The organism is Arabiibacter massiliensis, from assembly GCF_902386925.1.
GTDB classification, from domain to species: domain Bacteria; phylum Actinomycetota; class Coriobacteriia; order Coriobacteriales; family Eggerthellaceae; genus Arabiibacter; species Arabiibacter massiliensis.
The window spans coordinates 2,986,663-3,012,787 of record NZ_LR698996.1 but is presented as its reverse complement, the minus strand read 5'-3'; the positions used below and the strand labels follow the sequence as shown (position 1 = coordinate 3,012,787).

General features: G+C 67.2%; 24 protein-coding genes. 11 read left to right on the top strand and 13 right to left on the bottom strand.

The features are described 5' to 3' along the window. The first annotated feature begins 112 nt into the window (after positions 1-112). The 4 genes from FX134_RS12905 (at position 113) to FX134_RS12890 (ending at position 3,639) form a co-directional block, all read left to right on the top strand. On the top strand, positions 113-562 hold the full coding sequence (locus FX134_RS12905; RefSeq protein ID WP_080802731.1) for a C-GCAxxG-C-C family protein: 450 nt from the start codon (positions 113-115) through the stop codon (positions 560-562). A 97-nt stretch (positions 563-659) separates the two neighbouring features. Beyond that, positions 660-1,682, top strand: a complete 1,023-nt coding sequence (locus FX134_RS12900) for an alpha/beta hydrolase (protein WP_080802728.1) — start codon at positions 660-662, stop codon at positions 1,680-1,682. Then, complete coding sequence (locus tag FX134_RS12895; RefSeq protein WP_080802724.1) at positions 1,655-2,986, top strand: alcohol acetyltransferase; 1,332 nt, start codon at positions 1,655-1,657, stop codon at positions 2,984-2,986. Before FX134_RS12900 ends, FX134_RS12895 begins: the two co-directional genes overlap by 28 nt. Next, positions 2,983-3,639: a DUF6320 domain-containing protein gene (locus FX134_RS12890; RefSeq protein ID WP_080802721.1), complete on the top strand. Its 657-nt coding sequence runs from the start codon at positions 2,983-2,985 to the stop codon at positions 3,637-3,639. The genes FX134_RS12895 and FX134_RS12890 overlap by 4 nt, the downstream gene beginning before the upstream one ends. 17 nt (positions 3,640-3,656) lie before the next feature. Here FX134_RS12890 and FX134_RS12885 read toward each other — a convergent pair whose 3' ends face one another. Continuing rightward, positions 3,657-5,096, bottom strand: coding sequence for an ATP-binding protein (locus FX134_RS12885; protein WP_080802718.1), 1,440 nt, complete (start codon positions 5,094-5,096; stop codon positions 3,657-3,659). Between the two features lie 248 nt (positions 5,097-5,344). Here FX134_RS12885 and proC point away from each other — a divergent pair, with 248 nt between their 5' ends. The 5 genes from proC (at position 5,345) to FX134_RS12860 (ending at position 9,784) form a co-directional block, all read left to right on the top strand. Continuing rightward, complete coding sequence (gene proC, locus FX134_RS12880) at positions 5,345-6,148, top strand: pyrroline-5-carboxylate reductase (RefSeq protein ID WP_080802716.1); 804 nt, start codon at positions 5,345-5,347, stop codon at positions 6,146-6,148. 12 nt (positions 6,149-6,160) lie between these two features. Next, positions 6,161-6,865 (top strand): response regulator transcription factor, encoded by a 705-nt coding sequence (locus tag FX134_RS12875; protein ID WP_080802713.1) that lies wholly within the window; start codon positions 6,161-6,163, stop codon positions 6,863-6,865. Between the two features lie 254 nt (positions 6,866-7,119). After that, entirely contained in the window at positions 7,120-8,031 is a 912-nt protein-coding gene (locus FX134_RS12870) for an ATP-binding cassette domain-containing protein (RefSeq protein ID WP_172623488.1), read from the top strand. Next, positions 8,024-8,893, top strand: coding sequence for an ABC transporter permease (locus FX134_RS12865; RefSeq protein WP_232050957.1), 870 nt, complete (start codon positions 8,024-8,026; stop codon positions 8,891-8,893). The genes FX134_RS12870 and FX134_RS12865 overlap by 8 nt, the downstream gene beginning before the upstream one ends. Before the next feature lie 3 nt (positions 8,894-8,896). After that, positions 8,897-9,784: a sensor histidine kinase gene (locus tag FX134_RS12860; RefSeq protein WP_080802708.1), complete on the top strand. Its 888-nt coding sequence runs from the start codon at positions 8,897-8,899 to the stop codon at positions 9,782-9,784. Here FX134_RS12860 and FX134_RS12855 read toward each other — a convergent pair. The 5 genes from FX134_RS12855 to ahpC form a co-directional block, all read right to left on the bottom strand. Further along, positions 9,779-10,864: a PDDEXK nuclease domain-containing protein gene (locus FX134_RS12855; protein WP_080802706.1), complete on the bottom strand. Its 1,086-nt coding sequence runs from the start codon at positions 10,862-10,864 to the stop codon at positions 9,779-9,781. The two genes, FX134_RS12860 and FX134_RS12855, sit on opposite strands and share 6 nt — an antisense overlap. Before the next feature lie 144 nt (positions 10,865-11,008). Next, entirely contained in the window at positions 11,009-12,136 is a 1,128-nt protein-coding gene (locus tag FX134_RS12850) for a DUF3810 domain-containing protein (RefSeq protein WP_080802704.1), read from the bottom strand. 160 nt (positions 12,137-12,296) lie between these two features. Further along, a complete protein-coding gene (locus tag FX134_RS12845; RefSeq protein ID WP_080802699.1) occupies positions 12,297-14,798 on the bottom strand; it encodes a tetratricopeptide repeat protein in 2,502 nt (833 codons plus the stop codon). Between the two features lie 161 nt (positions 14,799-14,959). Then, on the bottom strand, positions 14,960-15,556 hold the full coding sequence (locus FX134_RS12840) for a hypothetical protein (protein ID WP_232050956.1): 597 nt from the start codon (positions 15,554-15,556) through the stop codon (positions 14,960-14,962). Positions 15,557-15,809: 253 nt separating this feature from the next. After that, the gene (gene ahpC, locus FX134_RS12835; protein ID WP_080802696.1) at positions 15,810-16,373 is read right to left on the bottom strand and encodes an alkyl hydroperoxide reductase subunit C; all 564 of its coding nucleotides are present in this window, start codon (positions 16,371-16,373) and stop codon (positions 15,810-15,812) included. A gap of 436 nt (positions 16,374-16,809) precedes the next feature. Between ahpC and FX134_RS12830 the strand changes: the two genes are divergently transcribed. Beyond that, on the top strand, positions 16,810-17,064 hold the full coding sequence (locus FX134_RS12830; protein ID WP_080802694.1) for a hypothetical protein: 255 nt from the start codon (positions 16,810-16,812) through the stop codon (positions 17,062-17,064). Positions 17,065-17,068: 4 nt separating this feature from the next. Then, the gene (locus FX134_RS12825) at positions 17,069-17,347 is read left to right on the top strand and encodes a ribbon-helix-helix protein, CopG family (RefSeq protein ID WP_172623487.1); all 279 of its coding nucleotides are present in this window, start codon (positions 17,069-17,071) and stop codon (positions 17,345-17,347) included. Positions 17,348-17,430: 83 nt separating this feature from the next. Here FX134_RS12825 and FX134_RS12820 read toward each other — a convergent pair whose 3' ends face one another. The 7 genes from FX134_RS12820 to FX134_RS12790 form a co-directional block, all read right to left on the bottom strand. Further along, the gene (locus tag FX134_RS12820; protein WP_232050955.1) at positions 17,431-18,357 is read right to left on the bottom strand and encodes a sensor histidine kinase; all 927 of its coding nucleotides are present in this window, start codon (positions 18,355-18,357) and stop codon (positions 17,431-17,433) included. 13 nt (positions 18,358-18,370) lie between these two features. Next, on the bottom strand, positions 18,371-19,144 hold the full coding sequence (locus tag FX134_RS12815) for an ABC transporter permease subunit (RefSeq protein WP_232050954.1): 774 nt from the start codon (positions 19,142-19,144) through the stop codon (positions 18,371-18,373). Further along, a complete protein-coding gene (locus FX134_RS12810) occupies positions 19,144-20,061 on the bottom strand; it encodes an ABC transporter ATP-binding protein (RefSeq protein WP_080802680.1) in 918 nt (305 codons plus the stop codon). The genes FX134_RS12815 and FX134_RS12810 overlap by 1 nt, the downstream gene beginning before the upstream one ends. A 299-nt stretch (positions 20,062-20,360) precedes the next feature. After that, positions 20,361-21,050 carry a response regulator transcription factor gene (locus FX134_RS12805; RefSeq protein ID WP_232050953.1) on the bottom strand — a complete coding sequence of 230 codons (690 nt, stop codon included), beginning with the start codon at positions 21,048-21,050 and terminating at the stop codon, positions 20,361-20,363. Between the two features lie 25 nt (positions 21,051-21,075). Further along, positions 21,076-23,631, bottom strand: a complete 2,556-nt coding sequence (feoB, locus tag FX134_RS12800) for a ferrous iron transport protein B (protein ID WP_080802670.1) — start codon at positions 23,629-23,631, stop codon at positions 21,076-21,078. A gap of 575 nt (positions 23,632-24,206) precedes the next feature. Beyond that, positions 24,207-24,581 (bottom strand): VOC family protein, encoded by a 375-nt coding sequence (locus FX134_RS12795; RefSeq protein WP_080802667.1) that lies wholly within the window; start codon positions 24,579-24,581, stop codon positions 24,207-24,209. 21 nt (positions 24,582-24,602) lie between these two features. Beyond that, positions 24,603-26,018, bottom strand: coding sequence for a uracil-xanthine permease family protein (locus tag FX134_RS12790; RefSeq protein WP_080802664.1), 1,416 nt, complete (start codon positions 26,016-26,018; stop codon positions 24,603-24,605). Positions 26,019-26,125 lie beyond the last annotated feature (107 nt).

Genomic DNA, 26,125 nt, shown 5'->3' with positions numbered 1-26,125 from the left:
CGGCCATTATAGACGTTTCCGCCGCTGCACGGCCGCTCCGGGGAAAAACGCCGGCCGGCAAGGCCCCGCGCTTGCTATCATGCTCGAAAGCAACCGGAGGGAAGGGGAACCCATGACCGCAGAGCACGCGCCCATCGACCGCGAGGCGCTCGCCGCGCGCGCCATAGAGCTGCGCTACCGCAACTTCAACTGCGCCCAGGCGGTGGCCTGCGCGCTCGCGCCGCTCGTCGGAGCCGACGAGGACGTCTGCTTCCGCGCGTCGGAGGCCTTCGGCGGCGGCATGGGCGGGCACACCGAAACCTGCGGCGCCATCTCGGGCGGCGCGCTGGCGCTCGGCCTGGCCAACAGCAACGGCATGGCCGACCCCTCCAGCAAACAGGCCACCTATGCGCTCGTCGCGCGCCTGGTCGCGCGCTTCCGCGAGCAGAACGGCTCCACCATCTGCGCCGACCTGCGCGGCGAGCCCGCCGGAACCCCGCTGCGCAGCTGCGACGGCTGCATCGAGGACGCGCTTGTGTGGACGCTCGACCTCATCGAGGAGCTGCGCGCGAACCCGCGATGAGCTTGTGATAGGATGGAGGCCGAGGCGGCGCCCCTGAGCGCCGCGCGGCAGACCGGGCCCCGCATCGGCTCCGCCCCTCGCGAAAGGACGGCATGCCATGCCCATCAACAAAGCGGTGCTCGCCGCGTTCATGAAGGCCGCCACCCGGCTGCGGCCCGACATCAAGGAATTCTACGAGGCCCAGCGCGTGGCCGAGGACGTGCTCGCTAAGCTCGCCGTGCCCGACCCGCGCTGCCGCATCGACGACGCCGTCGCCCCTATGCCCGACGGCAGCGAGGTGGCCCTGCGCGTGTTCACCCCGCTCGACATCGACTTCTCGCTGGCCGAGGGCCTGAAGGTCACCGAGGACTCGCGCGGCACCATCCTGTTCTTCCACGGCGGCGGCTGGGTGAACGGCACCGTCGACTTCTACGTGGACGCCTGCGCCACCATCGCGCTCAAGCTCGAGCGGCGCGTCGTGTCGGTGGACTACCGGCGCGCGCCGGAGCATCGCTTCCCCACGGCCCCCGAGGACTGCTACGAGGTGGCGCGCCAGCTGTTCGCGGGCGAGCTGCTCGACGACGTGGACCCGGACAACATCGTGCTATTCGGCGACAGCGCGGGCGGCAACCTGGCCGCCGTCGTGTCGCTCATGGCGCGCGATCGCGGGACGTTCCAGCCGCGCACGCAGATGCTCCTCTACCCCGTCACGTACAACGACCACAACCCGCTCACCTCATGGTTCGACTCGGTGCGCGACAACGGCGAGGACTACCTGCTCACCTCACGCGACATCCGCGGCTACATGGAGCTCTACGCCTCCTCTCCCGCCGATCTGGACAACCCCTACTTCGCGCCGCTGCTCATGGACGACCTCTCCCGCCAGCCCCGCACGCTCGTGGTCACCGCCGAATACTGCCCGCTGCGCGACGAGGGCGAGGCGTTCGCCGCCCGGTTGGAGCTGGAAGGCGGCGACGTGCAGTGCTATCGTGTTCTCGACGCCGTGCACGGGTACCTGCTGTACCCCACGGTGTTCAACATTGTGAAGGACACGTACCGCATCTTCAGGCATTTCCTCGATGGAGAGGAGCTGGAGCAGGAAGGCGAACCGGCGTGGCTCGGACTACTTGGTACCGACTAGACAACGTCGGGAAGTTCTACTCGTCGCAGGCGGGAAGCTCCGTCCAGACGGTGTTCCGCTACGCGGCCACGCTTGTCGACGAGGTGGATCCCGAGGCGCTGCAGCGCGCGCTCGAGCGGGCGGCGGAAGCGTTCCCCGGCTTCAACGTGTGCCTGAGAAGCGGCATGTTCTGGCACTACCTCGAGCCGGCGGGCAAGCCCCCCGTCGCCACCCCGGAGAACCTGCCCATCTGCTTCGGGCTGCACGTGCATGCGAAAAGCGTGCTCTTCCGCGTGAGCTTTTACCGCGACCGCGTGAACCTCGAGGTGTCGCACATGGTGTCCGACGGCCGCGGGGCCCTGAGCTTCTTCAAGGCGCTCCTGTACGCCTACGCCCGCGAGCGCTACGGCGTGGAGGGCGTGCCGCTCGAATACGACGGCTCCGACCTGCAGAAATCCGAGGATAGCTTCGACAAATACTACGAGCGCGCCCTGGCCGCCCCCACGAAGGCGCCCGCCGTGTACCGGCTCAAAGGCTGGAAGGACGAGGCCGACCCCACGTTCATGGAGTACCATCTGCCGGTGAGCCGCGCCGTCGAGCTGGCGCGGTCGTGGGAAGTGAGCCTCACCTCGCTCGCGATCACGGCCGTCGTGTGCGCCATCCGCGCCGAGATGCCGCGGCGCGACCGCGGGCGCGCCATCCGCATGGACGTGCCGGTGGATCTGCGCCAGATGTTCCGCTCGAGCACGGTGAAGAACTTCTTCGGGCTCGCGTTCGTGTCCTACGTGCCCGGCGAGGCCGACCTGCCCGCCGACGAGGTGGCCCGCCTTATCCACGCCCAGCTCAAGGAGGCCGTCAAGCCCGAGAATCTCAAGCCCCGCATGAACCGCATGATCGCGCTCGAGAAGAACCCGCTTCTGCGCCTGGCACCGCTGTTCGTGAAGGACGCCATCCTCGAGCTGGCCGACCGCATCTCCGCGCGCGAGACCACCACCACGGTTTCGAACCTCGGCCGCATCGAGCTCGACGGGCGCATCGCCCCCTACGTGCGCGACATGAACCTGCTCACGTCCACCACCGGCCTCAACTTCCTTCTGTGCTCCTACGGCGACGACCTGAGCATCGGCATCTCCACCGTGTTCGCGAACCCCGACGTGGTGAAGAACTTCTGCCGATTCTTCTCCGACCAGGGCATCGAGGGGCGCATCAACATCAACAAGACGAGCGAGGAGGTGGCCGAGGACAGGCTCGAGGCGAAGCTCGAGTCCTCGGTGCGCCGCCTCGGCGGGCAGGCGCCCGTGAGGGACGAGGATGACGGCCGATGAAGCGCTGCGAGAAATGCCGCATCGAGTTCTCGGGCGACCTCGACCGCTGCCCCTTGTGCCAGGCAGAGCTCGCGGGCCGCGCCGAGCCGGCCGTGTTCCCGCGCAACGAGGTACGCAAGTCCGGCACGGTGGCGCTCGCCGTGCTCGCGTTCGCCACGGGGGCCTGCGCGCTCGTCATGCTGTTCGTAGGGAGGATGCTCTCGCTGCCCGGCGACATCGTGGTGGCCACCTGCGCCGCCCTCATCGTGAACTACCTGTTCGTGCGCAACATCCTCACGCACAGCCCCGACTTCTTGCGCGTGGTGGTGCGCTACTTCCTCATCCTGCTCGGCATCGCGGCGGTGTGGTTCGTCGTGACGGGCAACCTGGCCGTCACGACGTTCGTCATCCCCGGCATCTGCCTCGTGGCCATCGTGTTCGACGCGGTGCTCCTGGCGGTGTTCCGCGGCACCTTCGTCACCGGGTACGCGAAGTATCTGCTGTTCGACGTGCTGCTGGGCCTGGCTCCGCTCGCGCTGGCTGCGTTCGGGCTGGTCACCTGGGACGTGCCCGCGCTGGCGAGCGCCCTTGCGGCCAGCGTGTTCCTGCTCGGGCTGCTCGTGTTCACCCGCAAGCAGTTGGTGGCGGAGCTGCGCAAGCTATTCTCAGCGTAGGCCGGAGAGCGGAGCGGCTACAGCACCTCCCAGTAGCCGGTCTTGTCCGAACCGACGCGACGAAGCAGGCCTTTGCCTTTGAGGCCGGCGAGGGCACGCTTTATCGTCCCATCGCCCTTCCCCAACATCTGGCACAGGTCCCTTCTCGTGAGCGATCCGTCGCTGAGCAAGGCGTCACGCACGGATTGCTCGACAGCGCTGAGATTTACTGGGCCATTTACTGGGCCATTTACTGGGCCATTTACTGGGCCATTTACCGGGCCATTTACCGGGCCATCCGCACTCTGTACTGCGCTTTTTTCTGGCCCGAAACGCGACCAGTCCGGGCGGTAGAACGACACCGTCACTCCCTTGCGATGGCTCGCGTACCTCACCTCCACGCCCGCCGCATCGCACTGCTCTTTGATGCGCGGCATGCCCGTGCCGTACTTCTCAATGTCCTTCGCACGGAAGAGCGCCTCGGCGAGCAGCTTGTTGCGACTCTCCGAAAAGGCTATCCTGCCCGAAAGGCAGTCCTCGGGATCCACCCCTTCTGGAAACCGGCCGGGGCTGAACACATCGACGCGATCCGCGAAGATGTCCACCTGCACATCGAGCGCGGAGGTGTAGTCGCGATGGCAGAACGCATTGATGAGCGCTTCGCGCACGGCGTCGGTCGGGATCTCGGGTATCTCGATGCGCTCGGGCGAGCCGTCGAACTCGAACCGCCATTTAATGTTCTTTGCCACGTACAGCATGGCGAAGTCGAGCAGATCGTACAGCGACCCCGCCTCCTGCCGTATGTCGAGGATGGTCGTGCGGGTGGGCGTCGCGAAGATGCCGCACTTGAACATGAAGTGGTCAGACATGCAGAACAGCACGGCCGCCGCATTGGTCAACCGGCCGTCGCGAGCCAGCCCCATGCGCTCGAGCGCATCGCGCTTCCCCTCGTACGCGAACGATATCCGACCCGCAGCGCGCCCCTTCGCCAGATAGCGCTCGAACGTCTTGTCGTCGACATCGTCCAGCGTCTTGGACGAAAGCCGCGCATCCCAAGGATCCTCCCGTTGCAGCCGCTCATTAAAAAACGCCCTCAGCTGGTCGGTCGTCATTCTGCGGTCCTCGTCGGCCACACGCATGCGGTACAGGCCCCCGCTCGCGTAGGGCACATCCCTCCCAGAGAACGTCACTCGGATGCAATCGCGACCGTCGATAACGACCTTGTCCACATCCGGGAAGATGGCGGGCTCGATACGCCGGGCAACGGCTTGGCTGACCTTGCGCAACGTCTCCTCGGTCACTACCTGGCCCACCGCCTCGCCGTTCGCCTTGACGCCGAAGTACAGCGTGCCAGCCCGATGCTTGTTGAGGATAGCGGCGATGGAGTCGGCGGCTGCGTCGAGCTCCGCAGTCGACTTCTTGAATTCGACGCGCTCGGTCTCCAGTCCCAAGTCAGATGGTTTTACATGTCGTTCCATGAACAGCCCCTTCCTTCGAAAGCGGCTGTCCTCCAATCGCTTGGAGTTAGGAACGGTATCCAGCCATACCGAACATTTGTATCTATTTTAACATGCTTGGACAAAGAACGCTAGGGGGAAAATGAGAAAGAATCGCCGACTCGCGCCGTCGTCGGCCCGCAGATTCTCCGACAAGCGCGCAATCGGAACCGAGCATGTCGTACAATTCGGGGAAACGGATTTCGGCCGCACGACGGAAAGAGGATGACATGGCGCACACGGACGACGGCATCACGCTGGGCTTCATCGGATTCGGGAACATGGCTCGCGCCATGGCGCAGGGGCTCGTGAAGTCGGGCGCGTTGCCGGGCGAGCGCATCTGCGCGTGCGCCGCGCACTTCGACAAGCTGCAGGCGAACGCGGAGGCGCTGGGCGTGCGGGCCTGCGAGACGCCGCAGGACGTGGTGGCGAAAAGCGACCTCGTGGTGGTAGCCGTGAAGCCGCATCTCGTGGCGCAGGTGCTCGAGCCGGTGCGCGACGCGCTGGCCGCGCCGGGCAAGGCCGTGATCTCGGTGGCCGCCGGCTGCGGGTTCGACTTCTACGAGGGGGTGCTCGCGCCCGGCACGCATCACCTGAGCACCATCCCCAACACGCCCATCGCCGTGGGCGCAGGCGTCGTGGCCTGCGAGCAGCGCCACTCGCTCTCCGAGGACGAGCTTGCGGCGTTCGAGGACTTGTTCGGCCAGGTGGCGCTCATCGAATGGGTGGACGGCAAGCTGCTGTCCACCGCCAGCTCCGTAGCGGGCTGCGGCCCCGCCTTCGCGGCCATGTTCCTGGAGGCGCTCGGCGATGCGGGCGTGAAGCACGGCCTGCCGCGCGCCACGGCGTACCGCCTGGCCGCCCAGATGATGATGGGCACGGCGAAGCTGCACCTGGAAACGGGCACGCACCCCGGCGCCATGAAGGACGCCGTGTGCTCGCCGGGCGGCACCACCATCAAGGGCGTCGCCTCGCTGGAGAAGGACGCGTTCCGCGGCGCCGTCATCAATGCCATCGACGCCATCCAGGGCTAAACGGCCGACGGCATGGGAGAGCTCGCGCGCATCCTCGTCATCGAGGATGATACCGACATCAATGACGTGGTGGCCACCTCGCTCACGAAGGCGGGCTACGCTTGCACGCAGGCGTTCTCCGGCAGCGAGGCGCGCCTTCTGCTTGCGAACGGCGCCGCTGCGGGCGGGGCGCCGTTCGACCTGGTGATCACCGACCTCATGCTGCCGGGTGCGTCGGGCGAGGACCTCGTGCGCGAGATACGCGCGCGCAGCGACGCGCCCATCATCGTGGTGTCGGCGCGCACCGCGCCGGGCGACAAGGTGGAGCTGCTGAAGCTAGGTGCCGACGACTACCTGGCCAAACCCTTCGACCTGGACGAATTGCATGCGCGCGTGGCCGTGCAGCTGCGCCACGCAGCCCGCGGCACGTCGCGCACCACGGCCACGCTGCGGTTCAAGGACTGGGTGCTCGATACCGAGGCGCGCACGCTTGTGGCCGCCGGAACGCCCGTCAAGCTCACGCGCCTGGAATACGGCATCGTGGAGGCGCTCGTGCGCCGCCCCAAGAAGGTGTTCACGAAGCAGGAGCTGTTCCAGGCCGCATGGAACGAAGAGTGCGTCGTGGAGGAGAAGGCCGTGAACGTGCACATGAGCAACATCCGCGGCAAGCTCAAGCCCACCGGCACCGACGGCTACCTTGAGACGGTGTGGGGCATCGGTTTCAAGCTGGCAGAATGAGTCTAGGTTGTCATCCTGAGCGGAGCGAACGAAGTGAGCGCAGTCGAAGGATCCCGTGCGGTGCAACCGTGAGACTTCCAGCTAACGCCGCGCGGGATCCTTCGACTCCGGCCTGCGGGTCTCCGCTCAGGATGACAACCGGGACGAACTTATCGATTTCTTAACGTTTGCAAGGCGAATTGCTGAACATCCTTTCCGTATCGTGGAGGGCGTGAAGGAAACCACAAGAAGCAACTGCGGAAAGGAGCAAGGACGTGAACGTAGTCGAAGCCTGCGGGCTTACGAAGACCTTCGGCAGCAAGAGAGCCGTCGACCAGTTCGACATGCACGTCGGCCAGGGCGACATCTACGGATTCGTCGGCCGCAACGGAGCCGGCAAGACCACGGTGATGAGGATGCTGGCGGGACTGGCCGCGCCCACCGGCGGCGAGGTGCGCGTGTTCGGCACGTCGCCCCGTGAGGCGGGAACGAGCCAGCGCATCGGCGTGCTCATCGAAGCGCCGGGGCTCTACGGCACCATGAGCGCCGCCGACAACCTCATGATGAAGGCGCTCGCGCTCGGCCTCGTCGACCCCAAGGCCAAGGTGCGCGACCTGCTTTCGTTCGTCGGCCTAAAGGGCGTCGGCTCCAAGAAGACGAAGAACTTCTCCATGGGCATGAAGCAGCGCCTGGGCCTCGCCCTCGCGCTTCTGGGCGACCCCGACCTGCTGCTGCTCGACGAACCGCTCAACGGCCTCGATCCCGAGGGCGCCCGCGAGATTCGCCAGCTCATCGTGCGCCTCGCCGACGAGCGCGGCATCACCGTGGTGGCAAGCTCGCACGTGCTGGAGCAGCTGGGGAAGATGGCCACGCGCTACGGCGTCATCCGCGAGGGCCGCATGGTGCGCGAGATGTCGGCCGCCGAAGTGGAGCAGGAGTGCAGCGACTTCTTGCAGCTGGAAGCCGCGAACCCCACGCTCGCCCTGGCCGTGCTGCAGGAGCGCTTCGCCGGCTTGCGCTTCCAAGCGCTGCCCGACGGCGCTATCCGCATCCACGGCGGCGCAGACGCGGGAGCGGTGGGCGCGGCCCTGAACGAGCAGGGCATCGCCATCCGCAGCCTGTACGCGCACCGGCGCGACTTGGAGGAGTTCTTCGTTGAGATGATGGGGGCTGAGTACCGTGGCTAATATCTTGAGAATGGATCTGTATCGGCTCGTCCACGGCAAATCGCTGTGGATATTCCTCGCCGTCATCGTGGTTTTGGCCGCCGCGGGCGCCGGCACGATGGCCGTGGTCACCGACCCGGCGTTCATCGACTCGCTCAAAGTTGCCTACACCAATAGCGCGCCCGCGAGCGTGAATATCGGCTTCTCCTCCCCCAGCCCGAGCGCGAGCGACCTGGCCGAAGCGGATGCCGCCGTCGCGCTGCTCGCGCAGGGCATGACGGCGGAAGCCCTCATCGGCAACGTGTTCCTGGGAGGCGGCGGCCTATCCTGCCTGTTCGCCGTCTTCGTCGCCATCTTCCTGGCGGCCGAGTTTGAGAGCGGCTTCAGCAAGAACGTGTTCACCGTGCAGCCGAACCGCTTTACGTACCTGGCGGCGCGCACCATCGAGATCCTCATACTGGCCGTGCTGTTCACGGTGCTCATGATCGCGGCAACGTTTGCTACAGCCGCAGTCACCGGGCTTGAGATTGTCTCCACCCCGGCGGGCGACCTCGCTCTCTGGACAGCCCTCGTCACGCTGGCGGCCGCAGGCTTCGGTATGATCACCGCGCTGGCCGTGTGGATCACGCGCAAGATGGCGGCGGGCATCGTCATCGGTATCGTGGTGGGCGCAGGGCTCGTCGGCCTTGCCCTCAAAACCGTACTGGTGCTGTTCCCGAGCGCCCCGCCCCTCACCGACTACACGCTCAGCTCCTGCATGTCCTCGCTCGCCCTCGGCCTCGCCGGCCCTCTGGGCGCGCCGCACATCGCGCTCGTGAGCGTGGCGTTCATCGCCGTCGCCGCCGTGGCGAGCGCCGTCGTGCTGCAGAGGAAGGACATCTAGAACATGGAGATCGCGGTCGCTCTGCTCGTCGTCGCCCTCATCGCCGTCGCCGCGCTGGTCGTGCAGCTGGTTCGCTCGGAGCTGCAGCTGTGCGCCATCGCGAAGTTCCTGGTGAGCCGGGAGTCGGCGAGCAACGCCCGCGTCACCGTGTCTGTGCGCACTCGCGGCTTTGTGCGACTCGCGCAGGCCGTGAACCGCCAGATCGACCGCCACCAGGGCGAGCGCATCGCCGCCGAGGAGGGCAGGCGCGAGCTGCGCCGCGGGCTCACCTACCTCTCGCACGACATCCGCACCCCGCTCGCGGGCGCGCAGGGCTACGCACAGCTGTTGGCTGCGGAGGAGGACGAGGCCGAGCGCGCCCGTTACCTGGACGTGGTGCGCCGCCGCCTGGACGACGTGGAGAGCCTGCTCGACCAGCTGTACGCCTACGCCCAGGTGCAGGACCCCGACCACCGCGTGGAGCGAGAACCCGTGGACGTGAGCCAGGTGCTCGTCGAAGCGCTCGCCTCGCTGTACGGCCAGTTCAAGGAGCGCGGATGGCAGCCTGACATCCAGCTTCTCGACGAGCCTTTCGTGGTCGACTCGAACGCCGACGCGCTCGCCCGCATCTTCCGCAACCTCGCCGTGAACGCGCTGCGCTACGGCTGCGCGCCCCCGCGCATCGTGCAGGAGGGCCGCACGGTCGTGTTCGCGAACCGCGTGGCCGACCCCGAGGGCGTGGACGCCGAGCGCCTGTTCGAGCGCTTCTACCAGGGAGACGCCGCGCGAGGCGGCGGGGGCAGCGGTCTGGGCCTCGCCATCGTCGCCCAGCTGGCCCGCGCCCTGCGCATCGACGTGACCGCCCGCCTCGACGGCGATGTGCTGGCGATAACGCTGCAGTTCCCCTCATGAGGCCGATGGGCCCGCCTCGGAGCCCGACCCGTCGGCCTCGACGCCCTCCTCGAGCAGCCTGACAAGCTCCTCCCTGCTGGGGAGCACCGTTTGATACCTGCTCGCGAACACCTGCTCGTTGTCCTCGGGCAGCGTCATCCGCACGACGGACTGGTTCTTCTCCTTGCACAGCACGATGCCGACCGTCGGCCCCTCCTCGGCGAGCTTGACCCGCCTGTCGTAATAGTTCACATACATCTGCATCTGGCCTATATCCTGATGCGTCAACCTGCCTATCTTCAGATCCACGAGCACGAAGCAACGAAGAATGCGATTGAAGAAGACCAGGTCGACCCAGAAGTGATCGTTTTCGAGCGTGATGCGCACCTGCCTTCCCACGAAAGCGAAGCCCGTGCCCATCTCTAAAAGGAACGCCTGGAGGTTGTCGATGATGCGAGCCTCAAGCTCCTTCTCGGAGTAGGAGGCATGCTCCGGGAATCCGAGGAATTCAAGCACGAACGGATCCTTGACCAGATCACGAGCCGTCCGAACAGACGGTTCGCCTTTCGCAAGCTCCGGGATGCCCCCTTCTCCCCGACTCAGGGCGAAGCGCTCGTACAGGGCGCTATCGAGCTGCCTGCCGAGCTCCGCCAAGCTCCAATTGTTCCGTGCGGCTTCGACCTCGTAGAAATGGCGCTCGTTCAAGTCACCGATGCGCATGAGCTTGAGATAGTGCGACCAGCTGAGGCGGAACACCCGGCCGGTACTTGAGAGGGGAAGGTTTCCGAATTGGCTAAACAGTGTTTCGCCAATTTGATCCTTGGAGTAGACTTGATAAAACTGCCGTATGAGCTTGAGGTTCGGAACGGAGAACCCTCGCCCGAACTCCTTCGTCAGACGTTTCGACAACCCTTCCAGCACGCGCTTCCCATAAGCTGCGCGTCCCTCGCCATGCTGCTCCTCCTCGATGATCATGCGGCCTATCTCGAAATAGGTGTAGACCATCGAGACGTTCACCGCAGCCCGAGCCCGTTCGCGCGCACGAGCAAGCAAATCGGCCACGTCATCGTAAAAGCGATCAAGATTGGCTTCGGCTCCCATGACAGCCCCTTTCTCCAAGAAGCGGCTGTCCTTCGCAAGGCAAAGTTAGGGGAGTCTCCCAACCATATTACCAAACATTTGTTTGTATTATAGGCGTATAGCACTGCAAAAGCAAGCGAAGATTCCGACTTTCTGCCCGTCGTGCTAGCTTGACGAATCGGCCTCCCCCGCGCGCTGCTCGGCCAGCAGGAGGTCGACCATGCGGCCGTAGCTTTGCATGCCGTCGGTCTGGTTGTTGGCTTTGAGGTACGCATCGTTCGCGGCATTGGAGGCCTCTTGCACCGGGCCCTCGTACTGCGCCCAGTGCGCGGTGCGCTCGGCCAGGTCGCGCTGCACGGCGGGCGTGAGGGAGGCCGCTATCTGGGCCGCCGCCTCCGCGTCCGCCTTCCGCAGCGCGCCCAGGGCGTTGTCGTAGGCCAGCAAGAGGCCGCTGTAGCGCATGAGCGCGTCGTCGGATTCCCGGCACGCCAGATACGCGATGAAGTTGGCTTCGTCCTCGCGCATGAAGCCGCACTGGTGCGCCAGCTCGTGCGCCATCGTCCACGGCTCCACGAAGAACGGGTTGTCCACGTTGATGTTCGACTCCATGGTGAAGGGGAAGAACATGCCGCTAATGTTGGCGTACGACATCAGCTTGGAGGCAAGCACCAGCTTGGGCGGCGAGTACAGCGGCCGCTCGAGCACCGGGTAGCGCTCCGCGAGCTTTCGCATGGCCGCCACCGACTCCTGTGCGTAGCGCTCGAACTCCCCCGGCTCGGCGGCGAACAGGTCGGCGTCCTCGCCCAGCAGCGCACGTGCCTCCCCCAGCCCCTCGGCGAGCGTCGCCGTCAGGCGCACGAGCTCCTCCTGCTGCTCGGCCGGATTGGCGCCGGCCTCCGACAAGTCGTAGCCGGTGTAGTGCGTGAAGGTGTAGCGGTAGTAGTTCAGCCCGCAAAGGAACGTGAAAGCGAAGTACACCGTGCAGATGATCGCCACCGCGCCCATGACCCCGCGGTACGCCGCCATGCCGCGCTCGCCCTTGCTCGCGGCCACCTTCCACACGCAGTACGCGACGTATCCCAAACAGAGCAGCACGAACAGCGCCGCCACCCATTCGGCCACCGAGAAGCCCACAAGCGACGGCAGGAACCCCACGACGGATGACACGGCGGGATACACGGCCTGTGCGTACCACTCGGCCACGTCCGGGTTCTGCCGCGCATACATCGTGCACGCGAGCGCGACCAATCCCAAGGGGATGAACAGCATCCGTTTGAGCAAGAGCTTCCTCATGGCCCTCCCTGCGGCCGCGTCGTGCACGAGGCCCCATTATAGCCGAAGCCGAAAGGCGAGCAGCGCGCATCCCGCGAGCCGCCGCCGCGACCCTCGCCGCGCAAGAATGCGAAAGCGGGCAAAGATGGCGCGTCTGCCGAATCGCCCGCCTCGAAGCCCGCTACCGCGCAGGCACCGCCGTGCTGTTCTCCAGCGAGCGCGCGACAGCATACAGCGCGTCCTCCGAGTTCAGCTGAGCCACCGCTCGCGCAGGAAACGCCGCAGCCGCAAGCAGCCCCGCGTCGGCAAGCCCCACCGCCACGCGGGCGAGCAGAGCCGCCGTCTCGAACGGGGGCCCGATGGAGATGCCGGCCGCATGCAGCGTGTCCTCCGCCGCATCGATAGACGGTCGCTCGCGCACTCCCATCTGCGCCATGAGCTCGGCGATCTCCTTCTCCGCCTGCGGCGCCATCTCGCCGTTCTCGGCCGCCACCACCGCATAGCACGCAAGCGCCAGATCCAGCTGCCCCTGCTTCCACAGCGCAAAGGCCAGCCGATAGCGCAGGTAGCTGCACTCCCGACGGTCGACGGCTACGCGCAGGGCCCGGCGCAGCAGCGTCTCCGCTTCGGCAAAGCGATCCTCTTCCATATGCACGACCACCGCGCTCAGATAGCCTGGCTGCGAGGTGGGCGCCATCACTATGCTCGCCTCGGCAGCCGTGAGGGCACGCGGGGCGTCTCCCACCTGCAAGTACAGGCGCGAGAGCGAGTTTTGCGCCGCAAAAGCGGCATCGGACGCCTTGCGGTAACGCGTCTTCGCATCGCCCCCGGTTAGCCCCACCAGCATACGCACGATGGGGTTCGCGCAGTACAGCGGCACGAGCCCGGCCGCGGGGCCGTCGTCGGCCGCGAGGACGTCGGCAGCCGCGGGGCCGTCGGCAGCCGCACGCTGCCGCTCGCGCTCGTCGGCCTGGGCCGCGATGTCCTCCAAAAGCACGATGGACGACAGCGGCGAAGACTCCGCGTCCTTGAGCGCCTCGGGCACGCGCGCAGTCAGATCGGCATCCTCGTCGTGAAGCACGTCCAGCTCGCACGCAAGGTCGGCCCGCAGCTCCTCTGCCAGCGGCGCGGGCAGCGAGCGCTTGTCCTCCCAGAGCGCCAGGCGCCTGTCCCCCAGGCCCGCGTCAAGCGGCGTCGCGGTGCCGAAGAACCCGTTCTCCAGAAACGCCGCCGACCGGTCGGCCGGACTCAGAAGCGCCAGCACCGCCGCCGGGTCGCAGGCCATGGCTTCGGCATCGAGCGCGCCTTCCGCAATGCGGGGCAGCACATCGGCCGCGAACGCAATGCGGTCGAACAGAAGCGACATGCCCGCCGGCTCGTCCAGGCCGCCCGGCCGCACCGTCACATACGCCCGCGCGATGCCGATGCCCGCGCCGAAAGCCGCAGCTGCAAGCGCCGCCGAAAGCCGCAGAGCGTAGGCCGATGCCGCCCAGCCCCGCAGCACGCGCATATCTGTCCATGTGCCCCGCGCAGCATCCCAGCGCACCGCGGGAAACGCCTCAGGCAGCGGTGCGGAGCATTCCACCGAAAGCGTCCCGGCCGCCGCGTCGGCGTCGAAGCGGTACTCCATCCGAAACGGCAGCCGCAGAGCCTCGCACGCCTGCGCGAATCGCGTGCGCACGTCCCATTCCCCGCCGCGTGACCCCTGCGCGCCATACACCTCTCGCAGGGGGTTCTCGCGCTCGCAGCCCCGCATCAGGTCGACCGCCCCCGAGGCGACGTAGCACAGGCACCGCCAGTCCTGCTGCGAGCAGAAAGCCTCGTCGCAGCCAGCGTACAGCGCACCCACCCCGTCGAGCACCTCCATGGCCTCCTGCACGAATATGAGCCGGTTGAGTGCGCTTTCCACCGCAAGCACACACTGACGCTCTTCGGCATCAACCACAGCTTCATCGAAGCGCAGCCACACGAGTCCCGTGGACGACAGCCGCACCACCTCCACACCGGTGCGCGACGCCAGGGAGCGCAGGCGCGCGGAACCTGCCTCCTCCAGCAGGCGCGCGGCGTAGAGCTCGAAGCCCGATACGCCCCCGGGCGCTGCCGAGCGCACGCGGCGCACCAGTATGTCGAGGGAATCGGGCAACGGCGGCCTCAGCAGGCTATCGATCACGTCGGCCGCGCGACCGCCCACGGCCGGCGCGCCCATCGTTTGAGGGATATGGACGAACGCGAGGAACCCCACCGCCATGAACGTGCGCATATCAAGGCTCGCGCCCGCGTAGGGGCCCACATCGCGCGCCGGCTGCTCGAACGTGAAGGTGCCGGTGTGCGGCGAGCGAACGAAGCGCGACACCATGCGCAGCGGAAGGCCCACGCCGCGCGCCTCCACCTGCCCGACGTTCTCGTTATCGGGAAGATGCGAGGCGAGCACCTGCGGCTCACCATCAGGGACAAAGGCGAGCGGCCCGTCGCACGCGTATGCCGCGCCAGCCGCCGTGAGCCACGCCAGGATGCGCCCCGCGCGTCGGCCGGTGAACTCGAACACGTAGCCCCACCCTTCGCCCGGCTGGCGGCACGCGTCCCAGATCACGCCGTACTCCCGGCGCGGGTCCTGTCCGGGAAGGGGCTTCAGCTTCAAGGATTTGCCCAGCAGAGGCAGTTTGAACTCGGCTTGCTCAACCACAGCGTGCTCCCTCCCACAACGGTGCGCGGCACGCCAACGGGCCCCGCGCGTTAGAGAGAAGGATAGCAGAAGCGCCGCCGACGCGAAACGCGCGAAGCACCATCGCAAAGCACCCGCCCGCGGAGTGCGCGCTGCGAGCAGCAGCGAGGCGCCCGCGCGCCCTACAGCCGCGCGAGCACGACGGCCAGCACGGCGGCGAACGCGCCCACCGCAGCCAGCGGCGCGGCGCCGTCGATGAACGAGGGCATCGGTGGCAAGTTGAAATACAGCACGTAGCACACGAGGTTCGCCGCCGTGATGAGCGCTATCACACCCACGATCAGCCAGAACGCCCCGCCGGATACCAGCCCCGCGCCCAGAAGCGCATTCGCCACGGCCAGCTCCAGCGCCGCCCACAGTACGAACAGCAGAAGCTCCGTGGTGACGGGCCGCTGGAAGAAGCGCGCGGTGAGGTAGGCCAGCGCCAGGTAGGCAACGACGCCGCCCACGGCGAACGCCCATCCCGGCGCCGCCCCGCCGACTTGCGGCGCCCCCGCAAGCGCGCCGAGCCCCATCGCCATCAGCGCGATGGCCGCGATACCGAACGCCACCGCGCCCACGATGAAGCCCACGCCCACCGCGTACAGCGCGCCGGTCGCCTTCGGCATGCTCGGGTTGAAGAACACCCACCACCAGGCCAAGTACAGCGCCGCGCACACCGCGAGCGCCGCATGCCCCCACACGAGGGCACCGGGCACCGTTGTCTCCATCGGGGCCATGGCATCGTCCTTCCTCGTCGCGCGCCGGCCGCGCCCTCACCCGGCGCGATCAGGTGCGGCTGCCTTTCCCGCCAGTATACACCGGCAGCCCGGCGGCGACCGACGGGTCCCGCGCGGCCGTTGCCCATCCGGCACCGGCACGCCGCCTGAAGCGCGCTCAGACACCGACGGGCACGAGCATGCGAACGTGCGGCGGCCCCGGGGTCGCCGGGGCCGCCGCACGTCATCGGGAGCAGGGTGGCTGCGCCAAGCCCTACAGCTTGCCCACCAGGTCGATGCCCGGATGCAGCACCTCGGAGCCCGGCACCCAGCGCGCGGGGCACACCGAGTCGCCATGCTCGGCCACGAACTGGCTCGCCTGCACGCGGCGCAAGAGCTCGGCGGCATTGCGGCCGATGTTGCCGGCGTTCACCTCGTAGCATACGATGCGGCCCTCGGGGTTCACCACGAAGCTGCCGCGCTCGGCCACGCCCTCGTCCTCGATGTACACGTCGAAGATGTCGGCCAGCCTATGCGTGGGGTCGGCGAGCATCGGGTACGGCAGGCTCTTGATGTTCTCGGAGGCGTCGTGCCAGGCCTTGTGCGCGAAATGCGTGTCGCACGACACGGAGTAGATCTCGCAGTCGGCGGCTTTGAACTGGTCGTATAGCGCGGCCAGGTCCTCCAGCTCCGTCGGGCACACGAACGTGAAGTCCGCTGGGTAGAAGAAGAACACGCTCCAGTGGCCCAGCACGTCATCCTTCGTAACGGTGGTGAAGCCGTCGTCGTGGAACGCCTGGACGGAGAACTCGTCGATTTCCCTGTTGATCATGGACATGGCGTCGCTCCTTCGCATCGTCGGCGGATGGGAGACCCCTCCGTCTCACTTGTTTTCCGTGGCTTACTTTCTCATATTTGCTACCCTTTGAGTATCATTATTGAACGTCTTCCGATAATCTCCATGGCAGAATCGAGGCGCGGTTCTCCCCTTTTCCACCGCAGGGCAAGAAAGCGCCGTGGACGACCTGGTCACCTTTCGCGCCCCTCTCACCTGGGGTGTAAGATCCGCGCTTGATTTCTGCTAGGTTTCCGCTTGATTCTTGCTGGATCCGCGCTGGAATTCCGCTTGATCCGCACTTGAAACGCGCAAGATTCACGCTGGATCCATGCAAGGTCTGCGAGACAAATCCCCAGGTCAAACATGCTACACTCGGTGAACTTGACTATCCTCTATTTTAGTAATACTATATAGTATTACTAAAGGAAGGACGGGCATGGACGAGATCATCGTGCACCCGCACTCCCTCAAGCACGGGCTCAGCGAAGAAGAGGTCGTGTACGCGTGGAACAACTTCGCAAGAAGAAGGCCCCGCGGCGACGATTACGTGGTGGCCTTGGGCTTCGACAGCAAGGGTCGAGAAGTCGAGCTCGTGGCTGCGGTGTTGGCCGACGGCTCCCTGCTCGTGTTCCACGCGAAGTCGCCCGCGACGAAGAAGTTCAAGGAAGAGCTCGGCTATGCAAGGAGGTAGCGCCATGGAGTACACGCTGAAAAGCGGCGCGACGGTCACCGACGAGGATCTCGAGCACATCGCCGAAGCATTCGGACGCGGCGAGTTCCCGGGGAAACCGGGCAAGCTCGTGGTCGGACGGCCGCGTCTCTCTCCGGAGCCGCTCGAAGTGTTCTCGTTCAAAATCCCGCGCTCCATGGCCCAAACCATCAACCGCGCCGCCGAAGCGGCCGGCAAGAGCCGCTCCAGCTTCCTCCGCGACGCCGCCATGGAAAAAGCCGAGCGCATCCTCGCCGCAAGCTGAGCGAAGCATGCACCCCACGGCATCGAAGGGATTGTACTGAAAACCCTGGGTGAGCGCGACTTCCCCGAGGTCGAAGTGCTCGTCTAGCCCCTCGGCACGCGCAGGACGAACGCGAGCCACGGCGCGCCGTCGCGCTCCTCCGCGCGCGCCTCCAACGTGGCGCCCATGCGCTCCGCCAGATGGCGGGCGATAGTCAGCCCGAGCCCCGAGCTCTCCTGCGTGCGCGCGGCATCCCCCGTATAGTGCGGCTCGAACAGGCGCTCCACCTCAAGCTGCCCTGCATCGTCGACGTCGTTCGCGAAGACGACCGCCACCTCGGCCTCCCCCTCCTCGACCGTCGCCTCGAAGCGCGACCGCGCGTACTTCGCCGCGTTGTGGAGCAGGTTCGCCAGCACCCGCTCCACGGCGTCCGCGTTCGCGCGCGCCTCCACGGCGTGCCGGGGCGCATCCACGCGCACGTCCAGGCCCCGCCCCTCCAGCAGCCGGTACTGCTCGGCCACCTGCTCGCGCACGAGCCGCCCCACATCCACCCGCGCAAGCTCCAGCCGGAAATCCTCGGCCTCGAAGCGCGACAGGTCGTAGAACTGCGCGATGAGCCTCTGCAGCGCATCCGCCTTGCGCCTGATCGTGGCGAGCGAGGCGCGGGCGTCCGCGTCCAGCGCGCCCACGTCCACGAGCGCAAGGTAGCCCTGGATGGAGGTGAGCGGCGTGCGCAGGTCGTGGCTAATGCGCTCCACCTGCGCCTTCAGCTCGGCTTCACGCCGCTCGTACAGCACGGCCTGCCGACGGATGCCCGCAAGCGACGAGTTCACCGTAGCAAGCAGCGCCTCCAAATCGGCGTCGGGACTCGGCAGCCGCACGATGCGGTTCTCCTCCAGACGCTCCACGATCTCGCGCAGCTCGGCGTCGGCTCGGCGAAGCGACCGCTTGAGCAGGAGGTAGCGCACGGCGAGCCAGGCCGCAGCCGCGAGCGCGGCGACCAAGGCAACCGACATCAGCGCGTACGCCACCCCTCCCCCTCTCCTACAGCTCGATCTTGCGGGCGCGCCACACGCCCACGGCCGAAAACGCCGCCAGCCCGACGAACCCCGCGATCAGGCATTTCGCCAAGCCGGCAGGCTCGTTCCACAGAAGCGACGAGCCGGACATGCTCACCACCGCCTCGGTGGCGAAGAAGTTCGGCGGCAGCCAGCCGGCCACGGCGGCGACAGGCTCCACCAGCAAGCCCACCATCCGCAGCGTGTAGGGGATGACAAATAGGACGACCACCCACACCACCAGCGCCGACGACGTGCTCTTGCAGTGGGCGAGCACCGCCGCCATGAGGGCCACCGCAGCCAGCGTGGACGGCAGAGCCGCCGCGACGCCCGCGAGCAGGTCCACGACCGGCGGCAGCGCCGGGCCCTCGAGCAAAAGCACGGCGCTGCCCACGTAGGCGACCAGCACCACGGCCAGGCACACGAGCCCGGCAAGCGACGACACGATGCACCTCCCCGCGAACACCGCCGCGCGCGAGCAGCCGTACGAAAGCGCGTTCTTGAGCGTGCCGTTCTTCCGATCCTCGGCGTAGAGGAACCACACCAGCATCCCGGCAATCAGGAACAGCGAGCTCAGCGACGAGGTCACGATCCCCAAGTTGAAGCGCACCGTGGCGTAGGGGAAGTCGGGGTCGACGAAAGTCATCGCGAACTCAAGCGCGTTCGCCGCGATCGCAAGCAGTGACAAGATGCCCGCGACCAGGTAGACCTCCTTGCCGCGCATGATGCGGTACCACTCGCCTTTCATGTAGTTCAGCATCACGCGGCCCCCTTCTCTCTCATGTCCAGATAATACTGCTCAAGCGACATCGTGCGGCGCTCGAGCCGGCAGACGTCCATGCCATGAGCGCTGGCAAGCCCGCTGTAGGCCTCCGCGCCCGCCTGCGGGTCGAGGATGCGCACGGCGCCGTCAGGGAGCACCTGATAGCGCTCGCCGGGCCGCTCCCGCTCCAAGAGCACGGTGTAGCCAGCGGGATCAGACACGGCGATGTCGATGCAGTCCGCGCATCGCGCGCGCAGCTGCTCGGCGCTCACCTGCTCCATGAGCCGCCCCCGGTTCAAAAACGCGTACACGGTGGCCATCTGCTCGAGCTCGGCCAGATGATGGCTCGATACCACCACGGTGATGCCCTTCTCGCGGTTGAGGCGCAGAAGCAGCGCGCGCATCTCCACGATGCCGCTCGGGTCGAGGCCGCTCGTCGGCTCGTCCAGGATGAGCAGCTCCGGCTCGCCGATGAGCGCCATCGCGAGCCCCAGGCGCTGCCTCATGCCCATCGACAGCTCCTTGCCAAGGCGATCCTTTGCCCAGTCCAGGCCCACTTCCTCGAGCAGCCGGCCCACCGCTTCCCTGCCTGGCACACCCTTTTGGATGCGGCAGCACTCCAGGTTGCGCTCCACGCTCAGGCTCGGATAGAAGCCGGGGCTCTCGATGATGGCGCCCACGCGCGCCCGCTGCCGCTCCAAATCGCGCGGCGTATGCACGCCGAAGAGGCGCATCTCGCCCGCCGAGGGGAACGCCAGCCCGCACAACAGCTTGAACAGGGTGGTCTTGCCCGCGCCGTTGTCGCCCACCAATCCGAAGATATCGCCGCGCCGCACCGTCACGCCCACGTCGTCCAAGGCCGCCACGGATCCGTAGCGCTTCGTCAGCCCGCTCGTCTCGATCACGTTTTCCATCGGGTTCTTCCTCTCTCTCGCCCGATCCTTCGAGACGAACTTTACCCCGCCGACTCGAAATAAGTCCTCAAGAAAGATTAAGGAAAGTATAAAGGTGCGGGAGCCGCATCGAAGCGAAACGCGTCAGCCGTATGACAAGGTACCCGTCCTCTTGTCATGTCATCCTGAGCGGAGCGACCGAAGGGAGCGTAGTCGAAGGATCCCGCGCGGCGTCAGCTGTAAGACGTCCGGCTATCGCCGCACGGGATCCTTCGACTCCGGCCTTCGGCCTCCGCTCAGGATGACAAAGGGACGCACCCTCATGCCAGCTTGAAGCCGATGCCCCAGACGGTCTTGATGTACTCCTCCTCGGCACCCGCCGCAGCCAGCTTCTTGCGGATGTTGCTCACGTGCACGTTCACCGCGTTGTCCTCGCCGTAGTAGCCGCCCTTCCACACCAGCTCGTAAAGGCGCTCGCGCGAGAACACCTTCCCCGGCACCTCCATGAGCGTGCGCAGGATGTCGAACTCGTGCGCCGTGAGCGCCACCTCCGCGCCGTCGAGCGTCACGCTGCGCGAGTCTACGTCCAGCACGAGGCCCCGATGCCGCAGCGGCGCCTCCCCCGCACCGTCCGCGCCGCCTCCACCGCTGCGCCGCAGCACGGCCTCCACGCGCGCGGCCACCTCGTCGGGCTCGAAGGGCTTCACGATGTAGTCGTCGGCCCCCGCCGCCAGCAGGTCCACCTTGTCGGCCAGGCCCGCCTTCGCCGACACCACGATCACCGGCACGTCCAGCCCCCGCTCGCCGCGCATGCGCGCGAGCAGCTCCGGCCCGTCCACCCCCGGCAGCATCAGGTCGAGCAGCACCAGATCGGGCGTCGAGGCCTCCAGCCGCAGCAGCGCCTCCGACCCGGAGAACGCCTGCGCCGCGCGATGCCCCGCGCGCTCCACGATGGCGCGCAGCAGGTTGTTGATGTCCGGGTCGTCCTCGACGACGAGTATCTCGCACATGCCCATGGCCTCCCCTTCCCGCGGGCTACGGACGGTTCGCGTCCGCCGCCTCTTCGTCCGCCTGCGCGTCGGCCGCCTCGACGCGCCCGCACGTCCCCGCGCTCGCGCACCCCGCGCACGCGCCGTCGCATGCCGCCGCCACGCCGCCGCGCCGCCGCACGCGCCGCACGGCGAGGGCCGCCAGCACGATCACCGCAGCCGCCACCGCCAGGCTGGCCGCGCCCGCCGGCCCCGCGCCCAGGGCGAGTCCCGCCCCGCGCACCGCAAGCGCCGCGACCCACGCGACGCCCAACTGCCCGAACGCCATGCCGAGCGCCCACTTCCCGCCCAGCTCGCGCCGCACCGACGCGATGGCCGCGATGCACGGCGTATACAGCAGGCAGAACACCAGCAGGCACAGGGCCGCGAGCGGCGTCAACGCGGCCACGAGGGCCTCGGTCGACCCGAACAGGATGGACAGCGTCGACACCACGCTCTCCTTCGCCATCACGCCCGTCACCAGCGCCGTCGACACGCGCCAATCGCCGAACCCGAGCGGCGCGAACACCGGCGCCACCCATCCGGCCACCACGGCCAGCATGCTGTCGGCCGAGTCGGCCACGACGTTCAGCCCGAAGTCGAACGTCTGCAAGAACCAGATGACGATCGTCGCCAAGAAGATCACCGTGAACGCGCGCTCGAGGAAGTCCTTCGCCTTCTCCCACAGAAGCTGGCCCACGCTGCGCGGGCTCGGCAGGCGGTAGTTCGGCAGCTCCATCACGAACGGCACCGCCTCGCCCGAGAACATCGTCCGGCGCATCAGAAGCGCCACGATCACGCCGGCCACGATGCCCCCGAAGTACAGCCCCACCATCACGAGCGCCCCGCTCTCCGGGAAGAACGCCGCCGTGAAGAACGCGTAGATGGGCAGCTTCGCCGAGCAGCTCATGAACGGCGTGAGCAGGATGGTCATCTTGCGGTCGCGCTCCGAGGGCAGCGTGCGCGACGCCATCACCGCCGGCACCGTGCACCCGAAGCCCACGAGCATCGGCACGATGGAGCGGCCCGACAGCCCGATGCGCCGCAGCAGCCTGTCCATCACGAACGCCACGCGCGCCATGTAACCCGAGTCCTCCAGCAGCGACAGAAAGAAGAACAGCGTCACGATGATGGGCAGAAAGCCCACCACGCTGCCCACGCCGTTGAACACGCCGTCGATCACGAGCGATCGCAGCACCTCGTTCACGTGCGCGGCGGCAAGCGCCCCCGACACCGCGTCGGTGAGCGCGCCTATCCCTAAGTCCAGCATCTCCGAGAGCCACGCGCCCACCACGTTGAACGTCAGCCAGAACACGAGCGCCATGATGGCCACGAACGCCGGGATGGCCGTGAGCGGCCCGGTGAGCACACGGTCGAGCGCCATGCTGCGCGCGTGCTCGCGGCTCTCGCGGGGCTTCACCACCGTGCGCGAGCACACCTTGCCGATGAAGCTGAATCGCATGTCGGCGATGGCGGCGGCGCGGTCGAGCCCTCGCTCGGCCTCCATCTGGCACACGATGTGCTCAAGCGCCTCCTTCTCGTTCTGATCGAGGTCGAGCCGCTCGAGCACCAGCGCGTCGCCTTCGGCCAGCTTGCTCGCGGCGAATCGCGCGGGGATGCCGGCGCGCTCGGCGTGATCCTCGATGAGCGCCATGATGCTGTGCAGGCAGCGGTGCACCGCGCCGCCGTGCTCGTCGGGCGCGCAGAAGTCCTGGCGCACCGGCGGCTCCTGGAAACGCGCCACGTGCAGCGCGTGGTCCACCAGCTCCGCGATGCCCTCGCCCTTCACGGCCGAGATGGGCACCACGGGGATGCCGAGCAGCTTCTCCATCTCGTTCACGTCGATGGTGCCGCCGTTGCCCTCCACCTCGTCCATCATGTTGAGGGCGAGCACCATCGGCATGCCCAGCTCCATGAGCTGCATCGTGAGGTAGAGGTTGCGCTCCACGTTGGTGGCGTCCACGATGTCGATGATGCCGCGCGGCCGCTCGCCCAAGAGGAACCGGCGCGTCACCACCTCCTCGCTCGAGTACGGCGACATGGAGTAGATACCCGGCAGGTCGGTCACCCGCGCCTCGGGATGCCCGCGCACCGTGCCGTCCTTGCGGTCCACCGTGACGCCGGGAAAGTTGCCCACATGCTGGTTCGAGCCGGTGAGCTGGTTGAACAGCGTGGTCTTGCCGCAGTTCTGGTTGCCCACGAGCGCGAAGGTGACGGGCTCGCCCTCGGGCAGCGGGTTCTCCTCGTCCTTGTCGTGGAACTTGCCGCCCTCGCCGAGGCCCGGGTGCGGCACCGGCTTGCGCGACTGCGGGTCGTCGCGCTCCTCCGACGCGTCGCGCACGTCGTCCACCTCGATCTTGCGCGCGTCGGCCACGCGCAGCGTCAGCTCGTAGCCGTGGACGCGCACCTCCACCGGGTCGCCCATGGGCGCGTGCTTCACCATGGTCACCGCAGCGGAGGGGATGATGCCCATGTCAAGGAAGTGCTGGCGCAGCGACCCCTCGCCGCCCACCGAGGTCACCGTGGCAGTCTTGCCGATAGGCAGGTTGTCAAGCGTCGTCAATGCGCATCTCCTCGAGCCTTCGGGCCGGCCCCTCGGCCGCCCGCGCGTCTCGCGTTCCGTTTGTTTCGCCCCTATGGTACCGCGAAACCGCGCCTTTGGCACGAAAAAGTTTCCCAAGGCAAACCTTCTCGAAGGAACCTGCATAAACGCCCCTGCCGAAGTCCGCCCAGGCCGGCACCCTGGGCGAAGGCGGCACCAGCCAAGGGAAAGGGTGTGCACGCGAATCAAGCCCTCGCGACACGAAAACCCTCGTCGTGAAAGGATTTCGGCGATCCGCGCGTGCGCCGGGTTTACGCGAACTGGGAAAACGCCGAGCGCTACTGTTCCGGGAAGCCCGCAGCTGCCCTTTTCCGCCTCCCGAGCCTTTCACGTCGAGGATTTTCGTGTCAGGCAGTCCCGATTCGCGTGCAGGAGGAAGCGGTCGCCGGATTGTACGTCAAGCGGGGAGTCAAAACGGATGTTTTGCGTGAAGCATCCGCAGTGCCCGACTTGAGCGCCGAACCCGCAACAGGGGACACGCTCACAAACAAAGCGGCCGGCCGGGCTCCCCCGACCGGCCGCTTATCGCGAGCCGCCTATTCGGCGTAGTCGTGGATGACCGCCTCGATGTTGTTGCCCTCGGCGTCCAGCACGAACGCGGCGTAGTAGCCCGGATGGTACTCGCGCGGCCCCGGCGCACCGTTGTCCGCACCGCCTGCAGCGAGCGCGGCTTCGTAGAACGCCTGCACCTGCTCGGGCCCGTCCGCGCGCAGCGCCAGATGCGTCGGCACGGCCTCGGCCCCCTCGGGCAGCGGGCTCACCCACACGTCGCCCGGCTCGCCTTCCACGAGCAGCTGCAGGCCGCCGGGGTACTCGATGCCCTTCGCGTAGCCGAGCGGCGTGAGGGCCGCCGCGTAGAACGCCTTCGCGCCTTCGAAGTCCTTCACCTTGATGCTCACGTGGTCGATCACGCCAAGCTCCTTTCCGGGATCCTACCCCTTCTGCGCCTCCAGCTCCTCGAACTCCTCGAGGTTGCCCTCAAGCGGCAGCGGCCCCTCGGCCTCGGCCTCGCCCTCGGACGCCTCGCCGAACACGTACTCGTGCCCCGGCAGCACCATGTTCAGCACGATGCCCACCACCGAGCCCACGGCCAGGCCCGAAAGCGAGATGGTGATGCCGCCCATCGGCACCACGATGGCGCCCGCCGCGCTGTACGCGATGCCCAGCGACAGCACCAGGATGAGCGCCGTGATCAGCACGTTGCGGCTCTTCATGAAGTCGACGTGGTTCTCCACCAGGTTGCGGATGCCCACCGCCGAGATCATGCCGTACAGCACGAGCGACACGCCGCCGATCACGCACGCCGGCATGGCCGCGATGACCGCCGCGAACTTCGGGCAGAACGAGAACGCGATGGCGAAGAGGGCCGCGATGCGGATGACGCGCGGATCGAACACGCGGGTGAGCGCGAGCACGCCCGTGTTCTCGCCGTAGGTGGTGTTGGCCGGCGCGCCGAAGAGCGACGCCAAGATGGTGGCCAAACCGTCGCCCAGCAGCGTGCGATGCAGGCCCGGCTCGGCGATGAAGTTGCGGTTGCACGTGGAGCTGATGGCGGACACGTCGCCGATGTGCTCGATCATCGTGGCGAACGCGAGCGGCATGATGGTGATGATGGCCGTGATGGCCAGCCCCGCGTCGAAGCTCGCCCCGAAGAGGGAGAACGCCGTGTCGCCCCAGGCGAAGGGCAGCCCGATCCACGCCGCCTCGGCCACGCCGGTGAAGTCCACCTGGCCGGTCAGCGCCGCCACGAGGTACGCGCCGATCACGCCCAGGAGGATGGGGATGATCCGCACCATGCCCTTGCCCCAGATGTTAGCCACCACGATGATGGCGATGGCCACGATGGCGATAAGCCAGTTGGTGGACGCGTTGCCGATGGCCGAGCTCGCCAGGATGAGCCCGATGGAGATAACGATGGGCCCGGTCACCACGGGCGGGAAGAAGCGCATGACGCGCGTCGGCCCGAACACGCGGAACAGCGCCGAGAGCACCAGGTACAGAAGCCCCGCGCACGCCACGCCCAGGCAGGCGTAGGGCAGAAGGTCGGCCTCGCCGTTCGGCGCGATGGCCGCGTAGCCCGCGATGAACGCGAACGACGAGCCGAGGAACGCCGGCACCTTGCCCTTCGAGACGAAGTGGAACAGCAGCGTGCCCAGTCCGGCGAACAGAAGCGTCGCCGACACGGACAGGCCGGTCAGCGTCGGCACCAGGATGGTGGCGCCGAACATGGCGAACATGTGCTGCAGGCCGAACACCGCCATCTTGGGCGCGCCGAGCTTGCGGGCGTCGTAGATGGCGTCGGGGCTGTCCTCAGCCCCCATGGTAGGTGTGGTCTTGATCTCGCTCACGTTGGGAATCCCCTTCTCTGTCGAGTCTTGTCGCGGCCCGGCCGCCCGACTCCCAGAGAACCCGGGCAGACCGTTTGTATTGTGCCACAACACGCGCCCGACCGCGC

Bases quoted from the DNA above. Each gene is read 5' to 3' on its own strand.
- FX134_RS12875 (WP_080802713.1), top strand. From the start codon at position 6,161: ATGGGAGAGCTCGCGCGCATCCTCGTCATCGAGGATGATACCGACATC.
- FX134_RS12810 (WP_080802680.1), bottom strand. From the start codon at position 20,061: ATGGAAAACGTGATCGAGACGAGCGGGCTGACGAAGCGCTACGGATCC.
- FX134_RS12830 (WP_080802694.1), top strand. From the start codon at position 16,810: ATGGACGAGATCATCGTGCACCCGCACTCCCTCAAGCACGGGCTCAGC.
- FX134_RS12815 (WP_232050954.1), bottom strand. From the start codon at position 19,144: ATGCTGAACTACATGAAAGGCGAGTGGTACCGCATCATGCGCGGCAAG.
- FX134_RS12860 (WP_080802708.1), top strand. From the start codon at position 8,897: ATGGAGATCGCGGTCGCTCTGCTCGTCGTCGCCCTCATCGCCGTCGCC.
- ahpC (WP_080802696.1), bottom strand. From the start codon at position 16,373: ATGTCCATGATCAACAGGGAAATCGACGAGTTCTCCGTCCAGGCGTTC.
- FX134_RS12900 (WP_080802728.1), top strand. From the start codon at position 660: ATGCCCATCAACAAAGCGGTGCTCGCCGCGTTCATGAAGGCCGCCACC.
- proC (WP_080802716.1), top strand. From the start codon at position 5,345: ATGGCGCACACGGACGACGGCATCACGCTGGGCTTCATCGGATTCGGG.
- FX134_RS12805 (WP_232050953.1), bottom strand. From the start codon at position 21,050: ATGTGCGAGATACTCGTCGTCGAGGACGACCCGGACATCAACAACCTG.
- FX134_RS12850 (WP_080802704.1), bottom strand. From the start codon at position 12,136: ATGAGGAAGCTCTTGCTCAAACGGATGCTGTTCATCCCCTTGGGATTG.
- FX134_RS12885 (WP_080802718.1), bottom strand. From the start codon at position 5,096: ATGGAACGACATGTAAAACCATCTGACTTGGGACTGGAGACCGAGCGC.
- FX134_RS12825 (WP_172623487.1), top strand. From the start codon at position 17,069: ATGGAGTACACGCTGAAAAGCGGCGCGACGGTCACCGACGAGGATCTC.
- FX134_RS12855 (WP_080802706.1), bottom strand. From the start codon at position 10,864: ATGGGAGCCGAAGCCAATCTTGATCGCTTTTACGATGACGTGGCCGAT.
- FX134_RS12905 (WP_080802731.1), top strand. From the start codon at position 113: ATGACCGCAGAGCACGCGCCCATCGACCGCGAGGCGCTCGCCGCGCGC.
- FX134_RS12890 (WP_080802721.1), top strand. From the start codon at position 2,983: ATGAAGCGCTGCGAGAAATGCCGCATCGAGTTCTCGGGCGACCTCGAC.
- FX134_RS12840 (WP_232050956.1), bottom strand. From the start codon at position 15,556: ATGGCCCCGATGGAGACAACGGTGCCCGGTGCCCTCGTGTGGGGGCAT.